The organism is Pantoea rwandensis, assembly GCF_002095475.1.
GTDB classification, from domain to species: Bacteria; Pseudomonadota; Gammaproteobacteria; order Enterobacterales; family Enterobacteriaceae; genus Pantoea; species Pantoea rwandensis.
Genome location: NZ_MLFR01000004.1, coordinates 181,605 through 207,791, shown reverse-complemented (window position 1 = coordinate 207,791; position 26,187 = coordinate 181,605). Strand labels below are relative to the sequence as shown.

Sequence of the window (26,187 nt, the reverse complement as noted above, 5' to 3'; positions counted from 1 at the left end):
CTCCTCAAGGAGCGCAAAGTGTTAAACAAAGTTCTGCCTCTGGTCCTGCTTTTTGCTGCCCCGGCCTTCGCGGCTAAACCAGTACTGACTGTCTACACCTACGATTCGTTCTCTGCGGATTGGGGCCCTGGCCCGGCCGTGAAAAAAGCCTTTGAAGCCGAATGTGGCTGTGAACTGAAATATGTGGCGCTGGAAGATGGCGTGTCACTGCTCAATCGCGTACGCATGGAAGGCAAAAATAGCAAAGCCGACGTGGTGCTGGGCCTCGACAATAACCTGGTGCAAGCGGCAGAGAAAACCGGTCTGTTCGCGAAAAGCGCCGTCGACACCAGCAAACTGCAATTACCAGACGGCTGGCATAACGACACCTTCATCCCCTTCGATTACGGCTACTTCGCCTTCGTCTACGATAAAAACAAGCTGAAGAACCCGCCAAAAAGTTTGAAGGAGCTGGTCGAAAGCCCAGAAAAGTGGCGTGTGATTTATGAAGATCCGCGTACCAGCACCCCAGGGCTTGGACTGTTGTTGTGGATGCAAAAAGTCTATGGCGATAAGGCACCCGACGCATGGCAAAAGCTGGCGCAAAAAACCGTCACCGTCACCAAAGGCTGGAGCGAAGCTTACGGTTTGTTCCTGAAAGGCGAAGGCGACCTGGTGTTGAGCTATACCACCTCTCCGGCCTACCACATTATTGAAGAGAAAAAAGAGAACTACGCTGCCGCGCCATTCAGCGAAGGTCACTATTTGCAGGTGGAAGTCGCCGCACAACTCGCCAGCAGCAAGCAGCCGAAACTGGCGCAGCAGTTTATGCAGTTTATGGTGTCGCCCGCTTTCCAGCAGACCATTCCAACCGGTAACTGGATGTACCCGGTGATTAAAAGCGATCTGCCAGCGGGTTATCAGTCATTGTCCGTCCCGGCGACGGCGCTGCAGTTCACCCCAGCAGAAGTCGCTGACCATCGCACCAGTTGGGTTAACGCGTGGCAACAGGCCGTTAGCCGTTAATGCCAGGTTGGTTAATTCCCGGCAGTGTCGTCGCGCTTTTATTGTGCGCGGTGGCACTGTTGGCATTTAGCGCACTGGTGATGGTCGCTCCTGCCACCGACTGGCGCAGCTTGCTCACCGACCGTTATCTGCATCATGTATTGGCGTTCTCTTTCGAGCAGGCGTTGCTATCGGCGCTGTTCTCCGTGCTGCCTGCCATCCTACTCGCACGGGCACTTTATCGCCGCCGTTTCCCCGGACGCACGCTGTTGCTGCGCCTGTGCGCCATGACGCTGGTACTGCCCGTTTTGGTGGCTGTCTTTGGCTTGCTCAGCGTCTACGGTCGCAGCGGCTGGCTGGCGCAGCTGTGCGCCCTGCTCGGCATGCATTACCACTTCTCACCCTATGGTTTGCAGGGAATTCTGCTGGCCCACGTATTCTTTAATCTGCCACTTGCCACGCGCATGCTGCTCCAGGCGCTGGAAAGCATTCCTGGCGAACAGCGCCAACTTGCGGCGCAGCTGGGCCTGCGTGGCTGGAATCTCTTTCGGTTGCTGGAGTGGCCGTGGCTGCGGCGTCAAATTCTGCCCACTGCCGCGCTGATCTTTATGCTGTGCTTTGCCAGTTTCGCCACCGTACTGGCGCTGGGTGGCGGGCCGCGCGCCACCACGCTGGAACTGGCGATCTATCAGGCCCTAAGTTTTGATTACGATCCCAGCCGTGCGGCACTGTTGGCACTGCTGCAACTGGGTTGCTGTTTGCTGCTGGTGCTGCTCAGCCAACGCTTCAGTAAAGCCATCCCCACCGGCAGCCTAAATATTCGTGGCTGGCGCGATCCGCAGGATTCCTGGCATGCCCGACTCTCAGACAGCCTGCTGATTGTCCTGGCGCTGGCGCTGTTGCTGCCACCTTTAGCAGCGGTGATCGTCGACGGATTACGGGGCGGCGTAAGCGGTGCACTGCAGCAGCCAGCGTTGTGGCAAGCGACGTTCACCTCGCTGCGAATCGCGCTCGGTGCCGGTCTGCTCTGTGTAATTCTGACCATGATGCTGCTATGGAGCAGCCGTGAATTGCGTCAGCGCCAGCATAGAGTCGCGGCGCAGGCAATGGAACTTAGCGGCATGCTGATTCTGGCGATGCCTGGCATTGTGCTGGCCAGCGGCTTTTTCCTGCTGTTCAACGCCACGGTGGGTTTACCTGAACGTGCCGATGGTGTGGTGATTTTCACCAACGCGTTGATTGCCATTCCCTATGCGATGAAAGTGCTGGAGAATCCCATGCGCGATATCCACGCACGCTACAGCCATCTCTGTGCTTCGCTTGGCATCAGTGGTTTTAACCGCCTGAAAATCATTGAGCTGCGCGCGCTGAAGCGCCCTCTTGCGCAGGCAATGGCTTTTGCCTGCGTGATATCCATCGGTGACTTCGGTGTGGTAGCGCTGTTTGGGAGCGCTGATTTCCGCACGCTGCCGTTCTATTTGTTCCAACAAATTGGCGCCTATCGCGGCGCAGATGGTGCAGTGACGGCACTGCTGCTGTTATTGCTGTGCCTGTTACTCTTCACATTGATGGAAAAATTACCTGGTCGCCATGCTGACACTGAATAATCTCACTTACCTTTACCAGCATCTGCCTATGCGCTTTAGTTTTGAGGCGCAGGCCGGTGAGCGGCTGGCGATCCTTGGGCCAAGTGGCGCAGGCAAAAGCACCTTGCTGAGCTTACTGGGTGGCTTTCTGCCAGTGAGCCAAGGCTCACTGATCATGAACGGCGTCGATCACACAGGCAGCGTACCGGCGGCACGACCGGTTTCGATGCTGTTCCAGGAGAACAATTTGTTCCCGCATTTGACGGTGCAGCAAAATATGGGATTGGGCCTGCATCCTGGCCTGAAACTTTCACCGGAACAGCAGCAACAGATTACCGCTATCGCCGAGCAAACCGGGCTGCAAGCGTTGCTAACCCGCCTTCCCGGACAACTCTCTGGCGGTCAACGGCAACGCGTCGCTCTGGCTCGCTGTTTATTGCGTAACCAACCGATTTTATTGCTTGATGAGCCCTTCTCGGCGCTGGATCCCGCCCTGCGCGGTGAAATGTTACAGCTGGTGCGATCCGTGTGTGAAAGCCGCAATATTACCCTGCTGATGGTGTCGCACAGTCTGGAAGATGCCCAGCAGATTGCATCACGTAGCCTGGTGGTGGTCGATGGACGGATTTACTGGGATGGCAGTACTGAGCACTTAATCAGCGGTGAGAGTGAGGCAGCCGCCATCCTTGGCGTAAAAAAGCGTTAGGCGAAGAAGACCTTCCACAGCAGATGGCGGAAAACAGGCATCATCGGATGGTATTGGATAGCGATAAATGCCGCCGCGCCAGTCACTGCCGCCAGTGGTGCCAACCAGCGCAGACGCGCCTGCGGCAAATATTGGGTGGCCCAATCGACGGTTTTCCCACTGCGATACCAGCGCCAGAGTAACCAGCAGCCGATCCATACCAGCAGCGCGACCAGCAGCAGCAATACTTTAAAATGGCTACCCTGCGCGGCTTGCGGAACATCTATCGCCACACCGGCCAAAATACCCGGCATCAAATAGGCCGGAGGCCAGAGGATGCAACCGATCAGGTTGGGCGGAATAAACTTACGGACGGGCAACTCCAGCATACCTGCCGCTAAAGGAATTAGCGGACGGGTTGGCCCGACAAAACGTCCAACCAAAATGGTAAACATGCTGTGCTGGTGCAGCGCATGTTCCGTTTTATCCAACAACCCTTTGTACTTTTGCAGATATTTCCAACGGTGCAGTGGCCCCTGAAACTTCCAGCCAATACCGTAGGAGACCCAGTCACCAATCAGACAACCGGCAAAGCCCGCTGCCCAGGCAGGGTACAAACCAATCTGCCCGCTACCGACCAGCGCCCCGAGGCTGGCCATTAACACGGTGCCTGGTAACAGTAATCCTACGAACGCCAGTGACTCGAGAAAGGTGACCAGCGCCACAGCAAAGAGCGCAAACTCTAGCGATTGCGTAAACAGGTGTTGAATCCAGGCTTCCATAACTATCCTCTGCGGAATATAGAGGCTGGATTGTCCGGAGCCAGCGCCACAGCGTCAAGGCAAGAATTGTAGAACGATGTTGACAAAGTGCTGACAATTTCATCGCTACAGGCACTGTATAAACATCCATGGTATACTCAGCATAGTTCATTTTCTGGAGTTACTGTGACCGATCCGCGTGCAGGTTTTCTGCTGACCCGACATTGGCGAGACACGCCAACGGGCAGCGAAGTGGTGTTGTGGCTGGCCACGGAGCAAGGCCCACAGCGGCTGGTGCTGCCTGCCCAGGAGTCGGTCGCCTTTATCCCCGAAGCGTTCCGCCAGCAAACCGAAACGCTGATCCGCGATGAGCGCCACACGCGGATACAATCGCTCGAGCTAAAAGATTTTCAGCGCCGTCCGGTGTTTGGCCTTTATTGTCGTAGCAACCGCCAGCTGCAAAATCTGGAGAAACGTCTGCGCGAAAACGGCATTCCGGTGTATGAAGCGGATATCCGTCCCCCCGAACGCTATTTAATGGAGCGTTTTATCACGGCGCCAGTGTGGTTCAGCGGGGACGTGCGTGGCGACAGTATCGTTAATGCCCGTTTGAAGCCACATCCTGACTATCGTCCGCAATTGAAATGGGTATCGCTGGATATCGAAACCACCGAGCACGGTGAACTGTATTGCATCGGGCTGGAAGGCTGCGGTCAGCGCCAGGTTTATATGCTCGGTCCGCCAAACGGCGATGCCAGCACGCTCGATTTTGACCTCATTTATGTCGATAGCCGCCCACAATTGCTGGAGCAGCTCAATGCCTGGTTTGAACGTCACGACCCGGATGTCATCATTGGCTGGAGCGTCGTGCAGTTCGATCTGCGCGTCTTGCAAAAACACGCCGATCGTTATGGTATTCCACTGCGCCTGGGCCGCCAGAATCAGGCGCTGGAGTGGCGTGAGCATGGTTTCAAACCGGGTGTCTTTTTCGCGCAGGCACAGGGACGTTTGGTGATCGATGGCATTGAAGCGCTTAAGTCAGCCTTTTGGGATTTCCCCTCCTTCAGCCTTGAGGCCGTGTCACGCCAGCTTCTGGGGGAAGGGAAAGCCATTGATAACCCTTGGCAGCGTATGGAGGAGATCAACTGGCGTTTCGCCCACGACAAACCGGCGCTGGCGAAGTACAACCTGAAAGATTGCGAGCTGGTCACGCGCATCTTCCAGCACACCGCAATTATGCCGTTCCTGCTGGAACGCGCCACCGTCAACGGTTTGGCGGTTGATCGCCACGGTGGTTCGGTGGCTGCTTTCGGTCATCTTTATATTCCGCGTATGCACCGTGCCGGATTTGTCGCACCGAATCTCGGCGAAGTGGCGCCAGAAGCCAGCCCTGGTGGCTATGTTATGGATTCGCGTCCAGGTTTGTACGATTCAGTATTAGTCCTTGATTACAAAAGCCTGTACCCATCGATTATCCGCACCTTCCTCATCGATCCTGTGGGGCTAGTAGAAGGCTTAGCGCATCCTGATGATGTCGATTCGGTGCCCGGCTTCCGCCATGCGCGTTTTTCGCGTGAGACGCACTGTTTGCCCGCCATCGTCGAACAGATTTGGCAAGGACGTGAAAACGCCAAACGCGACGGCAATAAACCGCTGTCGCAGGCGCTTAAGATCATCATGAACGCGTTTTACGGCGTGCTTGGCACCAGCGCATGTCGCTTTTTCGATCCGCGTTTGGCGTCATCCATTACGCTGCGCGGTCATGCCATCATGCAACAAACGCGAGAACTGATTGAATCAGAAGGATTTAATGTAATTTACGGCGACACCGACTCCACCTTTGTCTGGCTGAAAGGCGCGCACAGCGAAGCCGATGCAACAGAAATAGGTCGGCGCCTGACCGAGCAGGTCAACAACTGGTGGCGGCAACATCTGCAGCAAACGTACGGACTGGAGAGCGCGTTGGAGCTGGAGTACGAAACCCATTTCAGCCGTTTCCTGATGCCAACGATTCGTGGAGCTGAACAAGGCAGTAAAAAGCGCTATGCCGGTATGATTCGCAGCGATGGCGCAGAACGCCTGGTTTTTAAAGGCCTGGAATCCGTCCGCACCGACTGGACGCCGCTGGCGCAGCAGTTTCAGCAAAATCTGTATGGCCGCATTTTTCGGGGCGAGCCGTGGCAGGATTACATCCGTGACACAGTGGCGCAGCTACTGGCAGGTGAGCTGGATGAGCAACTGATCTACAAAAAAACGTCTGCGTCGCGCGTTAAAAGATTATGAAAAAAATGTGCCGCCGCACGTGCGCGCTGCTCGCCTCGCCGATGAGCAAAATCGGAAATTACAACGTCCCTTGCAGTATCAAAATGGCGGCTCAATTCGCTATGTGATGGCCACGGCTGGCCCGGAACCACTGGAAGCGCGCCACACCCCGCTTGACTACGATCACTACGTCAGCAAGCAGTTACAACCAGTGGCAGATGGCATTTTACCTTTCGTTGGCGATGACTTTGCTACACTCATTACTGGGCAGCTGGGGCTTTTTTGACAGGTGACGAATGCCTTGCCATCCAGTACCATAGCGCCCTTCCTGATTCTCACTGCATATACAATCTGACCAAACACCCGTTTGGCGGGGATGTATTGCCTGAGTGCGGGTGAACTTCTTTATGGCATGTCAGAGAGTCGAGCTAAAAATATATGGTTTTTACACTGGGTCAGCGCTGGATTAGTGATACCGAAAGTGAACTGGGTTTAGGAACAGTGGTCGCGGTTGATACACGCATGATCACCATGATGTTCCCGGCAACCGGCGAAAACCGCCTGTATGCCCGCAATGATGCGCCGGTCACACGTGTGATTTTCAATCCGGGTGACACCATCACCAGCCATGAAGGTTGGCAGATGAGCGTCGATGAAGTCCGTAACGATAAAGATTTAATGACTTACATCGGCACGCGTCTCGATACCGCAGAAAGCGACGTGATGATGCGTGAAGTGATGCTGGACAGCAAACTGGTGTTCAGCAAACCGCAAGATCGTCTGTTTGCCGGTCAGCTCGACCGTATGGACCGTTTTGCGCTGCGCTTCCGCGCGCGTAAGTATCAGAGCGAGCAGTATCGTCTGCCGATCAGCGGCCTGCGCGGTATGCGCACCAACCTGATTCCACATCAGTTGCACATAGCCCATGATGTTGGCCGCCGCCATGCCCCCCGCGTCTTGTTGGCGGATGAGGTCGGCTTGGGTAAAACCATTGAAGCCGGGATGATCATTCAACAGCAGTTGCTGGCAGGTCGTGCCGAACGTGTGCTGATCGTGGTACCGGAAACCCTACAGCACCAGTGGCTGGTAGAGATGTTACGTCGTTTCAACCTGCGCTTTGCCCTGTTTGACGACGGCCGCTACACCGAAGCCCAGCACGACAGTGACAATGCCTTCGAGACAGAACAGCTGATTATCTGCTCACTGGATTTCGTGCGTCGTAATAAACAGCGTCTGGAATTGCTGGCCGATGCCGACTGGGATCTGCTGGTGGTGGATGAAGCCCACCATCTGGCGTGGAGCGAAGATGCCCCAAGCCGTGAATATCAAGTAATTGAACAGCTCGCGGAGAAAACGCCGGGCGTGCTACTGCTGACGGCAACGCCGGAACAGCTGGGTCTGGAAAGTCACTTTGCTCGCTTGCGTCTGCTCGATCCGAATCGCTTCCATGACTTCAGCCAGTTTGTGGCTGAGCAGCAGAACTATCGCCCGGTTGCCGATGCGGTAAGCTCTCTGCTGGCCGATCACGCTATCAGCAAAGACGAGATGAATCTGATCAACGATCTGATCGGTGAGCAGGACATCGAGCCCCTGTTGCAGGTCGCGAATAGCGATCGTGATGGCAAAGAAGATGCGCGCAAAGAGCTGGTTTCGATGCTAATGGATCGCCATGGAACCAGCCGTGTGCTGTTCCGTAACACACGTAATGGCGTGAAAGGTTTCCCGAAACGCGAACTCCACCAGATTCGTTTGCCGCTGCCCGCCCAGTACCAGACCGCGATTAAAGTCTCGGGCATTATGGGTGCGCGTAAAACCGCTGAAGAGCGCGCGCGCGATATGCTGTACCCAGAAAAGATTTATCAGGAATTTGAAGGTGATAGCGGTACCTGGTGGAACTTCGATCCGCGTGTTGAATGGTTAATGGGCTACCTGACCAGCAACCGCAAAGAGAAAGTGCTGGTGATTTGTGCGCAAGCCACTACTGCGCTGCAACTTGAGCAGGTGCTGCGTGAGCGCGAAGGTATTCGTGCCGCCGTGTTCCACGAAGGATTGTCGATTCTGGAGCGCGACCGCGCTGCCGCTTTCTTCGCCTCAGAAGAAGAAGGCGCACAGGTGCTGCTGTGTTCAGAAATCGGTTCTGAAGGCCGTAACTTCCAGTTCGCCAGCCGCCTGGTGATGTTCGATTTGCCGTTTAACCCGGACCTGCTGGAGCAGCGTATCGGTCGTCTCGATCGTATTGGTCAGATGCATGACATTCAGATTTTGGTGCCGTGGCTGGAAAAAACTGCCCAGGCGGTACTGCTGCGTTGGTATCACGAAGGTCTGGATGCGTTTGAACACACCTGCCCAACCGGCCGCACGATTTATGACAGTGAATACAGCAAGCTGATCGAATATCTCGCCGCGCCAGAGAACCCACAGGGTCTGGATGAGTTCATTGTTGAAAGCCGCAAGCAGCACGACACACTGAAAACACAGCTGGAGCAAGGCCGTGACCGCCTGTTGGAGCTGAACTCAAACGGTGGCGAAGCAGCACAAGCGCTTGCCAATGCTATCGGCGAACAGGATAACGACACTGATTTGGTCAACTTTGCCCTGAATCTGTTCGATATCGTCGGTATCAACCAAGAAGACCGCAGCGACAGCTTAATTGTCCTGACGCCGTCCGATCACATGCTGGTGCCTGACTTCCCTGGCTTGCCAGAAGATGGTTGCACGGTCACCTTCAACCGTAACCAGGCGCTGTCACGCGAAGATACCCAGTTCATTACCTGGGAACATCCGCTGATCCTCAACGGTCTCGATCTGATTCTTTCGGGTGATACCGGTAGCTGTGCGCTGTCATTGTTGAAGAACAAGGCGCTGCCGGTGGGTACTTTGCTGGTTGAGATGATTTACGTGGTGGAAGCGCAGGCACCGAAGAGTCTGCAACTCACCCGCTTCCTGCCACCATCCCCGGTGCGTTTACTGATGGATCGTGCGGGCAACAATCTGGCAGGCAAAGTCGAATTCGAGAGCTTTAACCGCCAGCTGAATGCCGTTAATCGTCACACTGGGAGCAAGCTGGTCAACGCGGTTCAGCAAGAAGTGCATGAGATCCTGACACAAGCCGAGAAAATGATTGTGCCAGAGGCCCAAGCCCTGATTGCCGCAGCGAAAGTCGAAGCCGATGAGAAGTTGAGTGCCGAGTTGTCACGTCTGGAAGCCTTGAAAGCGGTCAACCCTAACATCCGTGATGATGAGGTTGAAGCGCTGGAAAGTAATCGCGAGCAGGTGCTGGAAAGCCTGGGCGATGCTGGATGGCGTCTGGACGCGTTGCGTCTGATCGTCGTGACACACCAATAAAGTGCTTAAGGCCACTACGACATGTTGATGGAAGCGTACAATCCGCCGCTTGAACCCTGGTTACACATTCTGTATCAGGACGAGCATATTATGGTGGTCAACAAGCCTAGTGGCTTGTTATCGGTGCCGGGACGTCAGGAAGAACACAAGGACAGCGTGATGACACGCGTCCAGCGTGATTTTCCGCAGGCAGAATCGGTACATCGATTGGATATGGCGACCAGTGGCGTGATGGTGGTGGCGCTGAATAAAGCCGCGGAGCGCGAGCTAAAGCGGCAATTCCGCGAGCGTGAGCCCTCCAAGTACTATGTAGCGCGTGTGTGGGGTCATCCAACGGCAGAAGAGGGATTAATCGATCTGCCGCTGATTTGCGATTGGCCCAACCGCCCCAAACAGATGGTGTGTTTTGAAAACGGTAAATCCGCACAAACGGAGTATCAGGTACTGGAGTATGAAGCGAGCCACAGTGCGCGCGTGCTGCTCAAGCCGATTACCGGACGCTCGCATCAGCTGCGTGTGCATTTACTGGCGCTGGGTCATCCGATCTTAGGTGACCGCTTCTATGCACACGAAGAAGCGTTGGCGATGGCGCCTCGTTTGCAACTGCATGCGGAATCGCTGACGATCACGCATCCCGCGTTTGGTAATAGCATGACGTTCAAACAGCCTGCGGATTTCTAATTTGCAGGCAATGAAAAGGGCCGCCAGCAATGACGGCCCTTTCAAATTTCATCTCAATATCCAGGCTATTTAAAACCTTTCTCCTTACGAATCAAATCGTAAGCCGCCTGAATCTCCTGCGCTTTCTGCTTCGCCATCTCCATCATTTCCGGCGGTAATCCTTTCGCCACCAGTTTATCGGGATGATGCTCGCTCATTAGCTTGCGGTAGGCACGTTTAATCGTGGTACTGTCATCGCTGCTTTTCACGCCCAGTACGCTACACGCATCTTCTAACGTTGGCCCACGTTTTGCCTGTTGGTAAGCACCGCCATAAGATGAACCGCCGCCGCCAAACTGCTGACCGCCTTCCATCATGCGCAAGAACTGATCGAACTGTGCACGCGAAATGCCCAACTCTTCTGCAATGACATACAGCACTTGGCGTTCATTTGGATGCAACGAACCATCAGCAAACGCCGCCTGGATTTGAATTTCCAGAAACATCCTAATCAGATCAAAGCGTCCAAAGCAGGCACTGCGCAGTTCACGTAGCTTATTACGCAACGGATAGTCGCTCTGCTTGCCTTCACGAAATGCTCGCTGCGCTGCTACACGGGCATCGCCATGCAGTTGCATACGATCCATAAATAAGGATGCAATCTGGATATCCGCTTCAGTGACATGCCCTTTTGACTTGGTCAAATGGCCCATCACCTGAAAAGTGGTACTAAAAAACTGCGTCTGTCGCGCCTGATTATTGGCGAAATACCCCTGTCCTTTTACGCTGCGCACTTTATCAAACATATGGCCAATGAGCAGACCCAGCACAATGCCCCAAAAGCCTGCCCCAGAAAGTAAGCCAAGAGCCAGACCAATAACTTTTCCCCAGTAGCGCATAAACTCCTCAATTCGCCATGCTTGCGGCTGAAAATTGCATTATCATACCTTTCATTTACTTCAGTGCCTAACAGCAACGCGATCAGACATGGATTAACACTGGCACAACGCCGGGCAGTAAGTTAGTCTCTGAGCCGATTGTCGGCATGATGCCCGTTCTCATGGAAATCCCGAACCGCGTATGAAAAAACAGATACCTACCCTGCTGGCTACCATGATTGGTGCAGCGCTCTACAGTCAGCCGTCATTCGCCGACGATCTTATGTCGCAGTGTATGCTGGGCGTGCCGAGCTACAACCGTCCTTTGGTCAGTGGCGATACCAATTCGCTGCCTGTCACCATCAACTCCGACTCGGCCAAAGGTAACTACCCGAATGACGCGGTTTTCACCGGCAATGTAGACGTAGAGCAGGGTAACAGCCGCTTGCGCGCCGATGAGATGCAACTGCATCAACGCCAACAGGATGGACAAACCACCCCGGTTCGTACCGTTGATGCGCTGGGTAATGTGCACTATGACGATAATCAGGTCATCCTGAAAGGTCCGAAAGCGTGGTCAAATCTGAACACCAAAGACACGAACGTGTGGAACGGTGATTATCAGATGGTGGGGCGCCAAGGCCGTGGTGTCGCCGATCAGATGAAGCTGCGTGGCGATAACCGTTACACCATTCTGGAAAACGGCAGCTTCACCTCCTGTCTGCCAGGTTCGAATAGCTGGAGCGTGGTCGGTTCCGAGGTGATCCAGGATCGCCAGGAAGAAGTTGCTGAAATCTGGAACGCCCGCTTTAAACTCGGCAATGTGCCGGTGTTCTACAGCCCCTATTTACAGTTACCGATTGGCGATCGCCGCCGCTCAGGTTTCCTGATTCCTAACGCGAAGTACGGCAGCAATAACGGCTTCGAGTTTATGCTGCCGTACTACTGGAACATCGCGCCGCAGGCCGATGCCACGATTACGCCGCATTACATGAGTAAACGTGGTCTGCAGTTGCAGAACGAATTCCGCTATCTGACCGTGTTCGGTGCCGGTTTGATGGAGCTGGATTATCTGCCTTCAGATAGTCAGTACAATAACGATAAAGCAGTGCGCAGCATCTCTCAGGATGCCAGCTCCAATCGCTGGTTGTTCTACTGGCAGCATGCCGGGGTGTATGAGCAGCACTGGCGCTTTAATGCCAACTATACCAAGGTCAGCGATCCGTATTACTTCAACGACCTTGATTCGAAGTACTACAGCTCAACAGATGGCTACGCGACGCAGAAATTCAGCTTTGGTTATGCTGATACCAACTGGGACGCGACGCTCTCGACCAAAGACTTCCAGGTATTTGGCACCACAGATTCGACCAACGTTTATCGTGCGATGCCACAGCTCGATCTGAATTTCTATCAGAACGATATGGGGCCATTCGATGGTCGCATCTTTGCCCAAGCCGTGAAATTCACTAACGTAAACAGTAAAATGCCGGAAGCCACGCGACTGCATATTGAGCCAACGCTTAATCTGCCGCTCTCGAATGGCTGGGCGAGCCTGGATACGGAAGCCAAATTCCTTGCTACCCATTACCAGCAAGACAACATTGATCGTTATAACAATAACCAAATCTCTGGCATCGACAGCACAGGGAACCGGTTAGACGACTCAGTGAACCGTACGCTTCCCCAGTTCAAAGTGGATGGCCGCCTGGTCTTCGAACGTAATATGAACTGGGAAGAGGGTTACACGCAGACGCTGGAACCTCGCGTTCAATACCTCTACGTCCCGTATCGTAACCAGAGCAATATTTACCCGTACGACTCGACGCTGCTGCAAACCGACTACACCGGCTTGTTCCGCGATCGTACCTACAGTGGTCTTGACCGTATCGCTTCAGCCAACGAAGTCTCTACCGGTTTGACTACGCGAATTTATGATAACGATCTGGTTGAACGTTTTAACGTTTCTGTGGGTCAAATCTACTCGTTTACCCCGTCTCGTACCGGCGTAAACCAAACGAGTGAAGAAGATGACACCGGCAGCTTGATTTGGGCAGGTGACACCTACTGGAAAATCAGCGATCGCTGGGGCGCGCGCGGCGGACTGCAGTATGACACCCGTCTCGATAACGTCGCTCAAGGCAACGCTATTCTGGAATATCGCCAGGATGCCGATCGTATGGTACAGCTGAGCTACCGCTACAGCAGTCCTGAGTATGTTGCACAAGCGCTGGGTAACTCGAGCTTGCTGACTAACCCGATCTATAAAAACGGGATTTCACAAGTCGGTGCCACCGCAAGCTGGCCGATTGCAGATGCCTGGTCACTGGTGGGCGGATATTACTACGATACCCGCAACAGCCGCCCGGCTGAACAATTAGTCGGCCTGCAGTACAGCTCGTGCTGCTACGCTATTCGTCTGGGTTACGAGCGCAAGATCAACGGTTGGGAAAACAACGACAGTAAGTACGACAACCAAATCTCATTCAACATTGAGCTACGTGGTCTGAGTTCTAACTATGGCTTAGGCACCAATGAAATGCTGCGTCAGGGCATTATCCCTTACCAGCGCGCTTTCTGATGTTGTGATGTTTGACAGGCTATCCCGCAGTGCGGAAACAACAATGGATAAAGTATGAAGAACTGGAGAATGCTGATTCTTGGTGTAGCGATTACCGCTAACACTGCGTTCGCAGCCCCCCAAGAAGTGGATAAAGTTGCCGCCGTTGTGAACAACGGTGTGGTGCTGGAAAGTGACGTTGATAACATGATGCGTACCGTGAAATCACAGGCGCAGCAGGCTCATCAGCAGTTACCTGATGACAAAACCTTGCGTCATCAAATTCTTGAGCGTCAGGTCATGGATGCCATCATTCTTCAGATGGGCGAAAAAGCCGGCCTGCAGGTCAGCGATCAGCAGTTGGATGAGGCGATCCAGAATATCGCCGCACAAAATAAGATGAGTATGGATCAGCTGCGCAGTCGGCTGGCCTATGACGGTATGAACTACAACGCTTACCGTGCGCAGATTCGCCAGGAAATGCTGATTTCTGAAGTGCGTAACAACGAAGTGCGCCGTCGCGTCACCATCTTGCCGCAGGAAGTCGATACTCTGGCTGCCCAAGTGGGTTCTCAAAATACCCAAGGCACTGAGTTGAACGTCAGCCAGATCCTGCTGCCATTGCCAGAAAACCCTTCGCAACAGCAGGTTGACGATCAGGAAGCGCTGGCGCGCCAACTGGTAGGACAACTGAAAGGCGGTGCTGACTTCGGTAAACTGGCGGTAACCTATTCTGCCGATCCGCAAGCGCTGAAAGGCGGCAACATGGGCTGGGCAAAAATTGAAGAGTTGCCAACCCTGTTCTCGCAAGCACTGAGCACCTCGAAGAAAGGCGACATCGTCGGCCCAATTCGTTCAGGTGTCGGTTTCCATATCCTGAAAGTGAACGATCTGCGCGGTGAGAGCAAAAATATCTCTGTGACGGAAGTGCATGCGCGTCACATTTTGCTGAAGCCTTCTCCGATCCTCACTGATGCGCAGGCACAAGCGAAGATCGAGCAGATTGCAGCTGACATCAAGAGTGGCAAAACCACCTTTGCTGCGGCGGCAAAACAGTTCTCTGACGATCCCGGATCTGCCAACCAAGGTGGCGATCTCGGCTGGGCAACGCCTGACATCTACGATCCGGCATTCCGCGATGCGCTGCTGAAATTGCAGAAAGGCCAGGTCAGCGAACCGGTCCACTCTTCCTTCGGCTGGCATTTAATTCAGCTGTTGGACACCCGTCAGGTAGACAAAACTGACGCTGCGCAGAAAGAGCGCGCATACCGTCTGTTGTTCAACCGTAAATTTGCTGAAGAAGCGCAGACGTGGATGCAGGAGCAGCGCGCCAGTGCTTACGTGAAGATTCTGGACGGCAATGGCCAGTAATTATCGTGTTGTGATTACACCCGGCGAACCCGCCGGGATTGGTCCAGACCTTGCCGTTCAACTGGCCCAGCTTGACTGGCCAGTTGAGCTGGTGGTTTGTGTCGATGGCCATCTCTTGCTTCAGCGCGCCAATCAACTCGGATTGCCTCTCACGCTGCGTGATTACCAACCTGGTGTTGCCGCACAACCGCAGCAAGCAGGGACTCTGACGCTACTGCAGGTCGATACTGCGCAGCCCGTGACTCCCGGCGAGCTGACGGTGGCAAATGGTCACTATGTACTGGAAACGCTGGCACGTGCCTGTGACGGCTGCCTGAATGGCGAGTTCGCTGCGCTGATTACCGGCCCAGTGCATAAAGGCGTGATCAACGACGCTGGCATTCCGTTTACCGGCCATACCGAATTCTTTGCCGATCGCGCAGGTGGCGATCGCGTGGTGATGATGCTGGCAACGGAAGAGTTGCGGGTGGCATTGGCCACTACGCACCTGCCACTCAAGGATGTATCTGATGCCATCACCCGTGACAGCCTGCATGAAGTGATCACTATTCTGCATCAGGATTTACAGCAAAAATTTGGTATACCGCAGCCACACATTTTCGTCTGCGGCTTGAACCCGCACGCAGGTGAAAGCGGCCATATGGGCCGTGAAGAGATTGATACCATTATTCCGGCGCTTGATGAATTACGTCAGCAAGGTATCCAGCTTACCGGCCCCTTACCAGCGGATACGCTGTTCCAGCCGAAATATCTGCAACATGCCGATGCCGTTTTGGCGATGTATCACGACCAAGGCTTACCGGTGCTAAAATATCAGGGGTTTGGTCGCGCGGTGAATATCACCCTTGGCCTTCCCTTTATCCGAACTTCTGTCGACCATGGTACCGCGCTGGAATTAGCCGGCCAAGGGAAGGCAGAACCGGGCAGCTTTATCACGGCGCTTAATCTCGCCATCACTATGATCAAGAGCAGTAATGAATAATCGCGTCCATCAGGGGCATTTTGCCCGTAAACGTTTCGGGCAGAACTTCCTGAACGATCAGTACATTATCGACAGCATTGTCTCCGCTATTCACCCGCAGAAGGGAGAAGCGATTGTGGAGATTGGTCCCGGCCTTGGTGCCTTAACTGAACCGGTGGGCGAGCGCCTCGATGAACTGACCGTTGTTGAGCTGGATCGCGATCTGGCCGCGCGTTTGCAGACCCATCCGTTCCTCGGACCTAAGCTGACCATTTACCAGCAAGATGCCATGACCTTCGATTTCTCGGCACTGGCAAAAGAGAAAGGTCAGCCGCTGCGTGTGTTTGGCAACCTGCCTTACAATATCTCCACGCCGCTGATGTTCCACCTTTTCAGCTATACTGGTTCGATTAAAGATATGCACTTCATGCTGCAGAAAGAAGTGGTTAATCGTTTGGTCGCCGGCCCAGGTAGCAAAGCTTATGGTCGCCTGACCGTCATGGCGCAGTACTACTGCCAGGTGATTCCGGTGCTGGAGGTTCCACCAGAATCCTTTACGCCGGCACCTAAAGTTGATTCAGCCGTGGTGCGTTTGATGCCTTACCCAGAGCCGCCGTACCCCGTTAGCGATATTCGTCTGCTGAGCCGTATTACCACAGAAGCCTTTGGTAAACGTCGTAAAACCCTGCGCAACAGCCTTGCACATATGTTTACGGCAGGTGCTTTGGACGAATTAAACATTGACGCCTCGCTGCGTGCAGAAAATGTCACCGTGGCACAGTACTGCCAACTGGCAAACTGGCTGGGCAATCATCAGGCTGAAAACCCGGAGAATTGAGTGTATGAGTGAACTGGCCCGCGTCTGTATTCATGTATTGAGTCAATATGTGGAATCACAATCCTTGCCCGACGAGGATCGCTACGTGTTTGCCTACACCATCACCATTCGTAATCTGGGACGCAATAACGTTCAGCTGCTCAGCCGCTACTGGCTTATCACTAATGGCAACGGTCGTGAGACTGAAGTTCAGGGTGAAGGTGTGGTTGGCGAACAACCGCACATTGCTGCAGGCGGCGAATATCAGTACACCAGCGGTGCGATACTGGAAACCCCGATGGGCACCATGCAAGGACACTATGTGATGGTCGACGATGCCGGTGAAGAGTTTCACGTTGAAATCCCGGTGTTCCGACTCGCGGTGCAAACCCACATACATTAATCCCCCCCTCCGCCCGGCCTGTCCGGGCGGCGCGTTTTGATCGGACTGACCTAATGAGTACATACCTGATTGGCGATATTCACGGCTGTTATGACGAGCTACGTGCGCTATTGGCGCAGGTTGATTTCGATCCGCAGCAAGACGAGCTTTGGTTAACCGGTGACTTAGTCGCGCGCGGCCCGGGCTCACTCGATGTGCTGCGCTACGTGAAATCGCTGGGGGATTGCGTGCGCCTGGTGCTCGGCAATCACGATCTGCATCTGCTGGCGGTCTATGCCGGCATCAGCCGCAATAAACCCAAAGATCGTCTGACACCTTTGTTGGAAGCGCACGATGCGGATGAGCTGATTAACTGGTTGCGTCGCCAACCGCTGTTGCAGGTGGATGAGAGCAAGAAATTGCTAATGGCACATGCAGGTATCACCCCACAGTGGGATCTTGAGACAGCCAAGCTGTGCGCTCGTGAGGTAGAAGCGGTTCTCTCCAGCGACACCTATCCCCTGTTTCTTGATGCCATGTACGGCGACATGCCGAACAACTGGACACCAGAGCTAAGTGGCCTCGCTCGCCTGCGCTTTAGCACGAACGCATTTACACGCATGCGTTTCTGTTTCCCTAACGGGCAGCTAGACATGATCTGCAAAGAAGCGCCTAATTCGGCCCCACCGCCGTTGAAACCTTGGTTCCTTGTGCCGGGCAAGATGGGGAGTGAGTACACGCAGGTATTTGGACACTGGGCCTCGCTCGAAGGCAAAGGCACCCCCGACCACGTGATTGGGCTGGATACCGGCTGCTGCTGGGGCGGCACCCTCACCCTGTTGCATTGGGAAACCATGCAATATTACGTGCAGGCATCCAATCGTATTCAGGCAATGGCTGAAAGCGCCGTCAGTGCGCATCCGCCACTGAGCGATATGTCATAAATAAAAAGCCCCGCTGCGTAAGCGGGGCTTTTTTCGTTCGCCATTAATAGCGTCATGCTTGTCACTTAAGCGCATTTCGGTCGCCATTAATGGCGACCCTACATTGTTCGATGCGGTTTTCGTAGGGTGCGCATTCATGCGCACCAGGCAAACATCAGCGGCGATCGAGAATCTCGAAGCAGTAGCTGTGTGAGTTCTGTGCATCGGCATCGTGGAACTCACTGAAGGTCGATTGCCACTCATCCGGCTCGTAATCCGGGAACTGGGTGTCGCCTTCAACTTCAGCATCAATATGGGTCAGGTAAAGACGATCCGCACGGGCCAGCATCTGTTCGTAAATGCGACCACCGCCGATAACCATCACCTCTTCTACGTCACCCGCAGCTTTCACTGCTTCGTCCAGTGAGGTCACCCAGGTAACACCATCATGGGTGCCAGGCTTGCTGCTTACGACAATATTCAGACGTCCAGGCAGTGGACGACCGATAGATTCAAAGGTCAAACGACCCATAATTACCGGCTTATTCAGCGTATGACGTTTGAACCACGCCAAATCTGCTGGCAGGTTCCATGGCATGGCATTTTCCATACCAATAATGCGATCGGCTGCCAGTGCTGCGATCAGACTAATCATGTTAAAAGACCTACAGGAAAAAATTGGCGCCATCATACGTAAAGGCGAAAGTTTCGTCGATAGGCCGACCCCGCTATTTGCGTAAAGCTCCTATGCGACCGCATTTTTGTTATTGGACAGAGTTTTACACCGACTTTCACGGTTAAACCGGGAAGAGGCGCCAGAATAGTCCAACGCAACGGCACAATTCAGGGTGAAATGGTGGTATGGCGTGGCAGAGTGTAAAGAAAAGCGCACTCTATGCGACAAAGAAAAACGGCTCCCGCAGGAGCCGTTGCAAACACGATTAGAAATCGTAGCGCAGACGCACCAGGTTCATGTTACCCAGTGATTTGTCGGTGCTAGAGGTGATCACGTATTCGTAATCCACCTGGAAGCCGTAATCCAGCTTGGTGCTGATACCTACGCCATTGTCGATACGTTTGTAGTTACGTCCATTGACGAACTCCAGACGGTCGCCCATGAAGTAAGGCTGGATAGATTTAACCGCATACTGGTCGATAGCGAATTTGTAACCCGCGAAGTATTCCACGCCCCACGCATCATCCGCGAAGTAGTTATTCACGGTGTTACGTTTGGTTGGTGAGAAGTTCTGGTACCAGCCCGCACCCGCAGACAGCGTCCAGTTATCTGGCGTCCAGCTCAGCGCGGTGCCATAGATGTTCTGGTCGTAATCTTTGCTTTCGCCCGTGCTCGGGTTATGGATATCAGCACGGGTGTAGTTCCACGCCGTACCCCAAGCCAGGTCTTTAGTAATGTGATAGTTCACACCCAGTGAGCCGCCGCCTTTACGCTTGTAACGCAGGCCATTACCTGGCAGGTAGTTGTTGTCTTCAAACAGGTATGAAGCATAAACATCAACGTCGCCGAAGGTGTTTTTGTACTTCAGCATCTTGCGTGAACGGTATGATCCGTCGTAATCGCCGTTGATGCCGTTGCCCGGTGCCTGAGCCAACATATCGTAGTCCCAGATATCGGTCTTCGCGCCAACCACATCATAGTAAACGCTGTTTTGCTGACCAAAGGTCAACTGACCCCAGGTTTTGCTTTTCAGACCGGTGTACAGCTGGCGACGCGTGGTGTTGTTCTGACCATCTGCATGGTGATTGTCCCAACCCCACCAAGCCGGGAAGTTCACACCCAGCTCGTAGTAGCTGACCCAGCTAATATCATCAAACAGGTAGTAGTCAGCAGAGAAACGGAAACGTGAACCGCCATCGTAACCATTACGCTTGTAAGACTTATCGTTTACACCGGCCTGGTGTTGGAACTGCGGACGAATACTACCGCCCACTTTGAAATCAAGACGGCTGAGTGGATCGCCCGCCTGCGGATCCTGCTTGAGCAGAGTAATTTCCGCCTGGCTGGCGAGAGGCGCAGCGACTAATAACGCAGCCACTGCGCTGAGGGTGAAAGCACGCATTTTCATTTTTTATATCCCAGTTAAGGTGAGCGCTCTATTAATGAGCGTCCGAGATAGTACGGTGCGTTTACTGGGATCTTATTTATAAATTTGTGCGAATAATCCTGGATGTAACAATTTCCGCATCAACTGATAAATATTATGTCAAATCAATAGATTTTTAACACATAACGTTATTAAACCCACGGTAAATGAACAAAAAAAACGGCTCCCGAAGGAACCGTTTTATTTTGACTAAAGGACTGATTAGCCTTTAATTAATGCATGCATTTCCTGCACCGAGATCACTTTTTCAGTCGGGTCTGCATTCAACGACATCGCGGTAGCAAAACCACCGTTCAGCGTGGTGTCGTAGTGCACTTTATATTGCAGCGCACTGCGGCGAATCAGTTTTGAGTCCTCAATCGCCTGACGACCCGCAGTGGTATTGACGATGTAAGTGTATTCACCGTTCTTCAGGCGATCCTGAATGTGCGGGCGACCTTCATGCACCTTGTTGACCAAGCGAGGGTTGATACCTGCTTCACCCAGCACCACAGCCGTACCGTGCGTCGCGTCCAGCTCAAAGCCAAACTTCTGCAACTTAGCGGCCAGGTCAACAATGCGCTTCTTGTCACCTTCACGCACTGACAGCAGAGCGCGACCGGTTTTCTTCATATTGCTCTGCGCACCCAGCATCGCTTTGGCAAACGCTTCAGCGAAGGTACGGCCGACACCCATCACTTCACCAGTAGAACGCATTTCTGGGCCAAGGATAGGGTCAACGCCCTGGAACTTGTTGAACGGCAGAACCACTTCTTTCACCGAGTAATACGGTGGAATGATTTCTTTCGTGACGCCCTGCTCCGCCAGGGTTTTACCTGCCATCACACGTGCTGCCACTTTCGCTAAAGGTACGCCGGTCGCTTTAGACACGAATGGCACGGTACGCGCCGCACGTGGGTTCACCTCAATCAGATAAACCTCGTTGTCCTTCACCGCGAACTGCACGTTCATCAAACCGCGCACGTTCAGCTCGAAGGCCAGTTTCTCGACCTGCTGACGCATCACGTTCTGGATTTCGGTGCTCAGCGTATAAGCCGGCAATGAACACGCTGAGTCACCTGAGTGCACGCCAGCTTGTTCGATGTGCTCCATGATGCCGCCAATCAGCACGCGCTCACCGTCGCAAATCGCATCAACATCCACTTCGACAGCGTCGTCCAGGAAGCGATCCAGCAACACTGGTGCATCGTTGGATACAGAAACCGCATTTTGGAAGTAACGCTTCAGGTCGATTTCGTCATAAACGATTTCCATCGCGCGGCCGCCCAGAACATAAGAAGGACGCACCACCAGCGGATAACCGATGCCTGCGGCTTTCTCGACGGCTTGCTCCAGCGTCGCAACGGTGGCATTAGCCGGTTGCTTCAGGTTCAGACGATCAACAGCCTGCTGGAAACGCTCACGGTCTTCTGCACGGTCAATCGCATCCGGGCTGGTACCGATAACCGGCACGCCCGCCGCTTCCAGCGCACGCGCCAGCTTCAGTGGGGTCTGGCCGCCGTACTGCACGATGACGCCTTTAGGCTTCTCGATACGTACGATTTCCAGCACGTCTTCCAATGTGACCGGCTCGAAGTACAAACGGTCGGAGGTGTCGTAGTCAGTCGATACGGTTTCAGGGTTACAGTTCACCATAATGGTTTCGTAACCGTCTTCGCGCAGTGCCAGTGCCGCGTGTACGCAGCAGTAATCGAACTCGATGCCCTGACCGATACGATTTGGACCGCCGCCCAAAATCATGATTTTGTCACGATCCTGGTTTGGATTGGCTTCGCACTCTTCTTCATAGGTGGAGTACATGTACGCGGTATCGGTAGAGAACTCCGCCGCACAAGTATCCACGCGCTTGTAAACCGGGTGCAGGTTGAACTGCTGGCGCAGCTTGCGGATTTCGCTTTCCGCCACGCCAGCCAGTGCTGCCAGACGCACGTCAGCAAAGCCTTTGCGCTTCAGTGCACGCAGGAAATCGGCGTTCAGAGAGTTGACGCCTTCGCGCGCAACCTGCTCTTCCAGACGCACCAGCTCTTCGATTTGTACCAAGAACCAGCGGTCGATGTTCGTCAGGTTGAACACACCATCCACCGACATACCGGCACGGAATGCATCCGCGATGTACCAGATACGGTCAGAACCGGCATCTTTCAGCTCACGGCGGATACGGGTCAGCGCTTCGGCATCATCCAAATCGACTTTCGGGTCGAAGCCGTTAGCACCCACTTCCAGACCGCGCAGCGCTTTCTGCATCGACTCTTGGAAGGTGCGGCCAATTGCCATCACTTCACCCACAGATTTCATCTGCGTGGTCAGGCGGTCATTCGCACCAGCAAATTTCTCGAAGTTGAAACGAGGAATCTTGGTCACAACGTAGTCGATTGACGGCTCAAACGACGCCGGCGTACGACCGCCGGTGATATCGTTCATCAGCTCATCAAGGGTGTATCCCACCGCCAGTTTCGCCGCGACTTTTGCAATCGGGAAACCGGTCGCTTTGGAAGCCAGCGCGGAAGAGCGCGACACGCGTGGGTTCATCTCGATAACAATCAGACGACCATCTTTCGGATTGACTGAGAACTGGACGTTAGAACCGCCGGTTTCCACGCCAATTTCACGCAGTACCGCCAGCGAGGCGTTACGCATGATTTGATATTCTTTATCGGTCAGCGTCTGGGCTGGCGCGACGGTGATGGAGTCACCGGTATGGATACCCATCGCATCGAAGTTTTCGATTGAGCAGACGATGATGCAGTTGTCGTTTTTATCACGCACCACTTCCATCTCGTACTCTTTCCAGCCAATCAGCGACTCATCAATCAGCAGCTCGTTGGTTGGAGAAAGATCCAAGCCACGCTCGCAAATCTCTTCGAACTCTTCACGGTTATAAGCGATACCGCCACCGGTGCCGCCCATGGTAAAGGAAGGACGAATGATGCACGGGAAGCCAACATCTTCAGCCACGGCCAGCGCTTCTTCCATGGTATGCGCGATACCCGAACGGGCAGTGCCCAGACCGATGCTTTTCATCGCCACATCAAAGCGGCGGCGGTCTTCAGCTTTATCAATCGCATCAGCCGTTGCACCAATCATGGTGACACCGAACTCCGCCAGCACACCATGACGCTCCAGTTCCAGCGCACAGTTCAGCGCAGTCTGGCCACCCATGGTTGGCAGCACCGCATCCGGGCGCTCTTTTTCGATAATTTTGCGTACCACTTCCCAGTGAATCGGCTCGATATAGGTCGCATCGGCCATTTCTGGGTCGGTCATAATGGTTGCCGGGTTGGAGTTCACCAGAATGACGCGGTAACCCTCTTCACGCAGCGCTTTACACGCCTGTGCACCGGAGTAGTCAAATTCACATGCCTGGCCGATAACGATCGGGCCAGCGCCAAGGATCAGGATGGATTTTATGTCTGTACGTTTTGGCATCGTGGGCTCCTGATTACTTCGCGTTAGAACGGTAAGCTTCGATCAGTTCGATAAAGTGATCGAACAGCGGCGCCGCATCGTGCGGGCCTGGGCTCGCTTCAGGGTGTCCCTGGAAGCTGAAGGCCGGTTTATCAGTGCGGTGAATACCTTGCACCGTTTGGTCGAACAACGACACATGCGTGACGCGCAGATTCGCTGGAAGCTGGCTGTCATCAACCGCAAAACCGTGGTTCTGCGCGGTAATCATGACGACATTGTTGTCGAGATCTTTTACCGGGTGGTTGCCGCCATGGTGGCCGAGTTTCATCTTCACGGTTTTCGCGCCGCTTGCCAGTGCCAACAACTGATGGCCAAGACAGATACCGAACACCGGAATGTCGGTTTTCAGGAAAGCCTGAATCGCATTGATGGCGTAGTCGCACGGCTCCGGGTCACCAGGACCGTTCGACAGGAAGATGCCGTCTGGATTCAGTGCCAGCACCTCTTCTGCGGTGGTTTTGGCCGGGACAACCGTCAAACGGCAACCGCGATCCACCAGCATGCGCAGGATGTTGCGCTTAGCACCGAAGTCATAGGCAACAACATGGAACGGCAGCTCTGCAGCCGTTTTCTGCTCTGGCAAATCCCCTTCCAGTGTCCAGCTACCCTGCTGCCACGCGTAAGTTTCTGCGGTGGTCACTTCTTTTGCCAGATCCATCCCTTTTAAGCCCGGGAACGCCTGCGCTTTTTGCAGCGCCAGCGCCGCATCAGGATTATCACCCGCAATAATGCAGCCGCTCTGTGCGCCCTTCTCGCGCAGCAAACGGGTCAGTTTGCGCGTATCGATATCGGCGATGCCTACAATGTTATTGCGCTGCAAGTAAGCTGACAGGCTTTCTTCACTGCGGAAGTTGCTGGTGATCAGCGGCAGGTCGCGAATAACGAGGCCTTGAGCATGGATTTGGCTGGATTCTTCATCGGCGGCATTAACGCCAACATTGCCGATATGGGGATAAGTGAGGGTAACGATTTGGCGGGAATAGGAAGGATCAGTGAGGATTTCTTGATAACCAGTCATTGACGTGTTGAAAACGACTTCCCCCACTGCCGACCCCGTTGCCCCGATGGCCCGACCGTGGAATTGGGTTCCGTCTTCCAGAACCAAGAGCGCTGACTTAATCAAAACATCCTCCAGGGAATAAACAGTCACAATATTTGCATATTAATTCAAAATGCATGCCCGAATCAATGCAAAATCCGCCTGAATACTCGAATTTTGGCAAATTGCGCGCATTCTAATGATCGACCTTCAGCTTGTCTACCCTGAGTGGCTATTTTTTTGTATTTTTAAGGCTGTTGAATGTTAAAAAGCGAGAAAGGCGATAAAAGAGTGAGATAAGTGAGGAAAATAAACGGTTGCTATGCGGCAATAATCGCTAACACGTGCTACCACGCATAAATTTTTGACCAAATGGTCAAAAATCGCATCTAACCGGTCTCTTTATAGAGTTAAATACTTAAAAACAACCATTACAATAAAAATTGCAATCCAAACCATCATTTTAACAAACAAATAAAGGGCAATGATCACATTGCCCTATTCAATCATCATCTTACCGATTGAAATAACCACATCACGATGGTTCACAACACTCACAACATCGATAAATCCAGCACATCTCGCATATCATAGAGGCCAGATTTCTTGCTCTTCAACCAACTTGCCGCCTTAACCGCGCCATTAGCAAAGGTCATGCGGCTGGAAGCTTTGTGGGTAATCTCTACACGCTCGCCAATATCAGCAAACATTGCCGTATGCTCCCCGACAATATCGCCTGCACGTACGGTCGCAAAACCGATAGTCTGTGCTTTACGCTCACCGGTATAGCCTTCACGAGCGTAAACGGCGTGCTCATCTAAATTCCAGTTCATCGCATCTGCAATGGCTTCACCCATCGCTAACGCCGTTCCTGATGGTGCATCAACTTTATGACGGTGGTGCGCTTCCACGATTTCAATATCAGCGTAGTCACCCATCACTTTGGCAGCCTGCTGCAGCAGGTTCAGCACCAGGTTCACGCCGACACTAAAGTTAGCGGCAAACACAATGCCTATCTCTTCGGCAGCTGCGCGAATCGCTTCTTTACCCGTCTCATCAAAGCCGGTGGTGCCGATCACCATCGCCTTCTTATGCTTGCGGCAGAATGCCAGATATTCCAGCGTACCTTCAGGACGGGTGAAATCGATCAGCACATCAAAATCATCAACGACCTGCAGCAAATCATCGGTCAGCGTCACGCCGATTTTACCGATACCGGCCAACTCACCAGCATCACTGCCCAGCAGTGATGAGCCGCTGCGCGCCAGCGCTGCGCCTAACTTTACCCCTTCCGCCTGATGCGCGGCCTGAATTAAATTGCGTCCCATGCGGCCCGGCGCACCAACGATAGCAATGCGGATATCACTCATAATTATTCATTCCTG

Annotated in this window: 18 protein-coding genes and 1 pseudogene; 12 read left to right on the top strand and 7 right to left on the bottom strand. The window is 53.7% G+C overall.

Going from position 1 to position 26,187, the window contains the following annotated elements:
* Positions 1-18: 18 nt before the first annotated feature.
* Genes thiB through thiQ form a run of 3 tightly spaced genes read left to right on the top strand, consistent with a single transcriptional unit; the run spans position 19 to position 3,276 of the window.
* Positions 19-1,005, top strand: coding sequence for a thiamine ABC transporter substrate binding subunit (thiB, locus tag HA51_RS07315; RefSeq protein ID WP_084933885.1), 987 nt, complete (start codon positions 19-21; stop codon positions 1,003-1,005).
* Positions 1,005-2,591, top strand: a complete 1,587-nt coding sequence (thiP, locus tag HA51_RS07310) for a thiamine/thiamine pyrophosphate ABC transporter permease ThiP (protein ID WP_084933884.1) — start codon at positions 1,005-1,007, stop codon at positions 2,589-2,591. Before thiB ends, thiP begins: the two co-directional genes overlap by 1 nt.
* Positions 2,575-3,276 (top strand): thiamine ABC transporter ATP-binding protein ThiQ, encoded by a 702-nt coding sequence (gene thiQ, locus HA51_RS07305; protein ID WP_084933883.1) that lies wholly within the window; start codon positions 2,575-2,577, stop codon positions 3,274-3,276. Before thiP ends, thiQ begins: the two co-directional genes overlap by 17 nt.
* On the opposite strand, the gene HA51_RS07300 is transcribed toward thiQ, so the two are convergent.
* Positions 3,273-4,037 (bottom strand): DedA family protein, encoded by a 765-nt coding sequence (locus tag HA51_RS07300; protein WP_084933882.1) that lies wholly within the window; start codon positions 4,035-4,037, stop codon positions 3,273-3,275. The genes thiQ and HA51_RS07300 overlap by 4 nt on opposite strands.
* A gap of 165 nt (positions 4,038-4,202) precedes the next feature.
* On the opposite strand from HA51_RS07300, the pseudogene polB reads away from it, so the two are divergent.
* The 3 genes and pseudogenes from polB (at position 4,203) to rluA (ending at position 10,304) form a co-directional block, all read left to right on the top strand.
* Positions 4,203-6,564: pseudogene (gene polB / locus HA51_RS07295) on the top strand (DNA polymerase II).
* 152 nt (positions 6,565-6,716) lie between these two features.
* Entirely contained in the window at positions 6,717-9,623 is a 2,907-nt protein-coding gene (rapA, locus tag HA51_RS07290; protein WP_084933881.1) for an RNA polymerase-associated protein RapA, read from the top strand.
* 21 nt (positions 9,624-9,644) lie between these two features.
* Positions 9,645-10,304: a bifunctional tRNA pseudouridine(32) synthase/23S rRNA pseudouridine(746) synthase RluA gene (gene rluA / locus HA51_RS07285; RefSeq protein WP_084933880.1), complete on the top strand. Its 660-nt coding sequence runs from the start codon at positions 9,645-9,647 to the stop codon at positions 10,302-10,304.
* 65 nt (positions 10,305-10,369) lie between these two features.
* Here the strand turns inward: rluA and djlA are convergent, their stop codons facing one another.
* Entirely contained in the window at positions 10,370-11,182 is an 813-nt protein-coding gene (gene djlA / locus HA51_RS07280) for a co-chaperone DjlA (protein ID WP_084933879.1), read from the bottom strand.
* A 181-nt stretch (positions 11,183-11,363) separates the two neighbouring features.
* Between djlA and lptD the strand changes: the two genes are divergently transcribed.
* Genes lptD through apaH form a run of 6 tightly spaced genes read left to right on the top strand, consistent with a single transcriptional unit; the run spans position 11,364 to position 18,196 of the window.
* Positions 11,364-13,742 carry an LPS assembly protein LptD gene (gene lptD / locus HA51_RS07275; RefSeq protein WP_084933878.1) on the top strand — a complete coding sequence of 793 codons (2,379 nt, stop codon included), beginning with the start codon at positions 11,364-11,366 and terminating at the stop codon, positions 13,740-13,742.
* A gap of 54 nt (positions 13,743-13,796) precedes the next feature.
* Entirely contained in the window at positions 13,797-15,092 is a 1,296-nt protein-coding gene (gene surA, locus HA51_RS07270) for a peptidylprolyl isomerase SurA (RefSeq protein ID WP_084933877.1), read from the top strand.
* The gene (gene pdxA / locus HA51_RS07265) at positions 15,082-16,074 is read left to right on the top strand and encodes a 4-hydroxythreonine-4-phosphate dehydrogenase PdxA (protein ID WP_084933876.1); all 993 of its coding nucleotides are present in this window, start codon (positions 15,082-15,084) and stop codon (positions 16,072-16,074) included. Before surA ends, pdxA begins: the two co-directional genes overlap by 11 nt.
* Complete coding sequence (gene rsmA / locus HA51_RS07260) at positions 16,067-16,891, top strand: 16S rRNA (adenine(1518)-N(6)/adenine(1519)-N(6))-dimethyltransferase RsmA (protein WP_084933875.1); 825 nt, start codon at positions 16,067-16,069, stop codon at positions 16,889-16,891. Before pdxA ends, rsmA begins: the two co-directional genes overlap by 8 nt.
* Before the next feature lie 4 nt (positions 16,892-16,895).
* The gene (gene apaG / locus HA51_RS07255) at positions 16,896-17,273 is read left to right on the top strand and encodes a Co2+/Mg2+ efflux protein ApaG (RefSeq protein ID WP_084933874.1); all 378 of its coding nucleotides are present in this window, start codon (positions 16,896-16,898) and stop codon (positions 17,271-17,273) included.
* Positions 17,274-17,326: 53 nt separating this feature from the next.
* Entirely contained in the window at positions 17,327-18,196 is an 870-nt protein-coding gene (gene apaH / locus HA51_RS07250) for a bis(5'-nucleosyl)-tetraphosphatase (symmetrical) ApaH (RefSeq protein WP_084933873.1), read from the top strand.
* A gap of 154 nt (positions 18,197-18,350) precedes the next feature.
* Here the strand turns inward: apaH and folA are convergent, their stop codons facing one another.
* From folA to dapB, 5 genes are all read right to left on the bottom strand, one after another.
* Complete coding sequence (folA, locus tag HA51_RS07245) at positions 18,351-18,830, bottom strand: type 3 dihydrofolate reductase (RefSeq protein WP_084933872.1); 480 nt, start codon at positions 18,828-18,830, stop codon at positions 18,351-18,353.
* Positions 18,831-19,116: 286 nt separating this feature from the next.
* Positions 19,117-20,259 (bottom strand): porin, encoded by a 1,143-nt coding sequence (locus HA51_RS07240; RefSeq protein ID WP_084933871.1) that lies wholly within the window; start codon positions 20,257-20,259, stop codon positions 19,117-19,119.
* A gap of 240 nt (positions 20,260-20,499) precedes the next feature.
* Positions 20,500-23,724, bottom strand: a complete 3,225-nt coding sequence (gene carB / locus HA51_RS07235; RefSeq protein WP_084933870.1) for a carbamoyl-phosphate synthase large subunit — start codon at positions 23,722-23,724, stop codon at positions 20,500-20,502.
* A gap of 13 nt (positions 23,725-23,737) precedes the next feature.
* Positions 23,738-24,886: a glutamine-hydrolyzing carbamoyl-phosphate synthase small subunit gene (gene carA, locus HA51_RS07230; protein WP_084933869.1), complete on the bottom strand. Its 1,149-nt coding sequence runs from the start codon at positions 24,884-24,886 to the stop codon at positions 23,738-23,740.
* 470 nt (positions 24,887-25,356) lie between these two features.
* Positions 25,357-26,172 carry a 4-hydroxy-tetrahydrodipicolinate reductase gene (gene dapB / locus HA51_RS07225; protein ID WP_084933868.1) on the bottom strand — a complete coding sequence of 272 codons (816 nt, stop codon included), beginning with the start codon at positions 26,170-26,172 and terminating at the stop codon, positions 25,357-25,359.
* Positions 26,173-26,187: the final 15 nt, after the last annotated feature.

What these genes read in the sequence shown, in the direction of transcription:
- thiP (WP_084933884.1), top strand. Translation starts at nt 1,005, where the DNA reads ATGCCAGGTTGGTTAATTCCCGGCAGTGTCGTCGCGCTTTTATTGTGC.
- thiQ (WP_084933883.1), top strand. Translation starts at nt 2,575, where the DNA reads ATGCTGACACTGAATAATCTCACTTACCTTTACCAGCATCTGCCTATG.
- HA51_RS07300 (WP_084933882.1), bottom strand. Translation starts at nt 4,037, where the DNA reads ATGGAAGCCTGGATTCAACACCTGTTTACGCAATCGCTAGAGTTTGCG.
- rapA (WP_084933881.1), top strand. Translation starts at nt 6,717, where the DNA reads ATGGTTTTTACACTGGGTCAGCGCTGGATTAGTGATACCGAAAGTGAA.
- rluA (WP_084933880.1), top strand. Translation starts at nt 9,645, where the DNA reads ATGTTGATGGAAGCGTACAATCCGCCGCTTGAACCCTGGTTACACATT.
- djlA (WP_084933879.1), bottom strand. Translation starts at nt 11,182, where the DNA reads ATGCGCTACTGGGGAAAAGTTATTGGTCTGGCTCTTGGCTTACTTTCT.
- lptD (WP_084933878.1), top strand. Translation starts at nt 11,364, where the DNA reads ATGAAAAAACAGATACCTACCCTGCTGGCTACCATGATTGGTGCAGCG.
- surA (WP_084933877.1), top strand. Translation starts at nt 13,797, where the DNA reads ATGAAGAACTGGAGAATGCTGATTCTTGGTGTAGCGATTACCGCTAAC.
- pdxA (WP_084933876.1), top strand. Translation starts at nt 15,082, where the DNA reads ATGGCCAGTAATTATCGTGTTGTGATTACACCCGGCGAACCCGCCGGG.
- rsmA (WP_084933875.1), top strand. Translation starts at nt 16,067, where the DNA reads ATGAATAATCGCGTCCATCAGGGGCATTTTGCCCGTAAACGTTTCGGG.
- apaG (WP_084933874.1), top strand. Translation starts at nt 16,896, where the DNA reads ATGAGTGAACTGGCCCGCGTCTGTATTCATGTATTGAGTCAATATGTG.
- apaH (WP_084933873.1), top strand. Translation starts at nt 17,327, where the DNA reads ATGAGTACATACCTGATTGGCGATATTCACGGCTGTTATGACGAGCTA.
- folA (WP_084933872.1), bottom strand. Translation starts at nt 18,830, where the DNA reads ATGATTAGTCTGATCGCAGCACTGGCAGCCGATCGCATTATTGGTATG.
- HA51_RS07240 (WP_084933871.1), bottom strand. Translation starts at nt 20,259, where the DNA reads ATGAAAATGCGTGCTTTCACCCTCAGCGCAGTGGCTGCGTTATTAGTC.
- carB (WP_084933870.1), bottom strand. Translation starts at nt 23,724, where the DNA reads ATGCCAAAACGTACAGACATAAAATCCATCCTGATCCTTGGCGCTGGC.
- dapB (WP_084933868.1), bottom strand. Translation starts at nt 26,172, where the DNA reads ATGAGTGATATCCGCATTGCTATCGTTGGTGCGCCGGGCCGCATGGGA.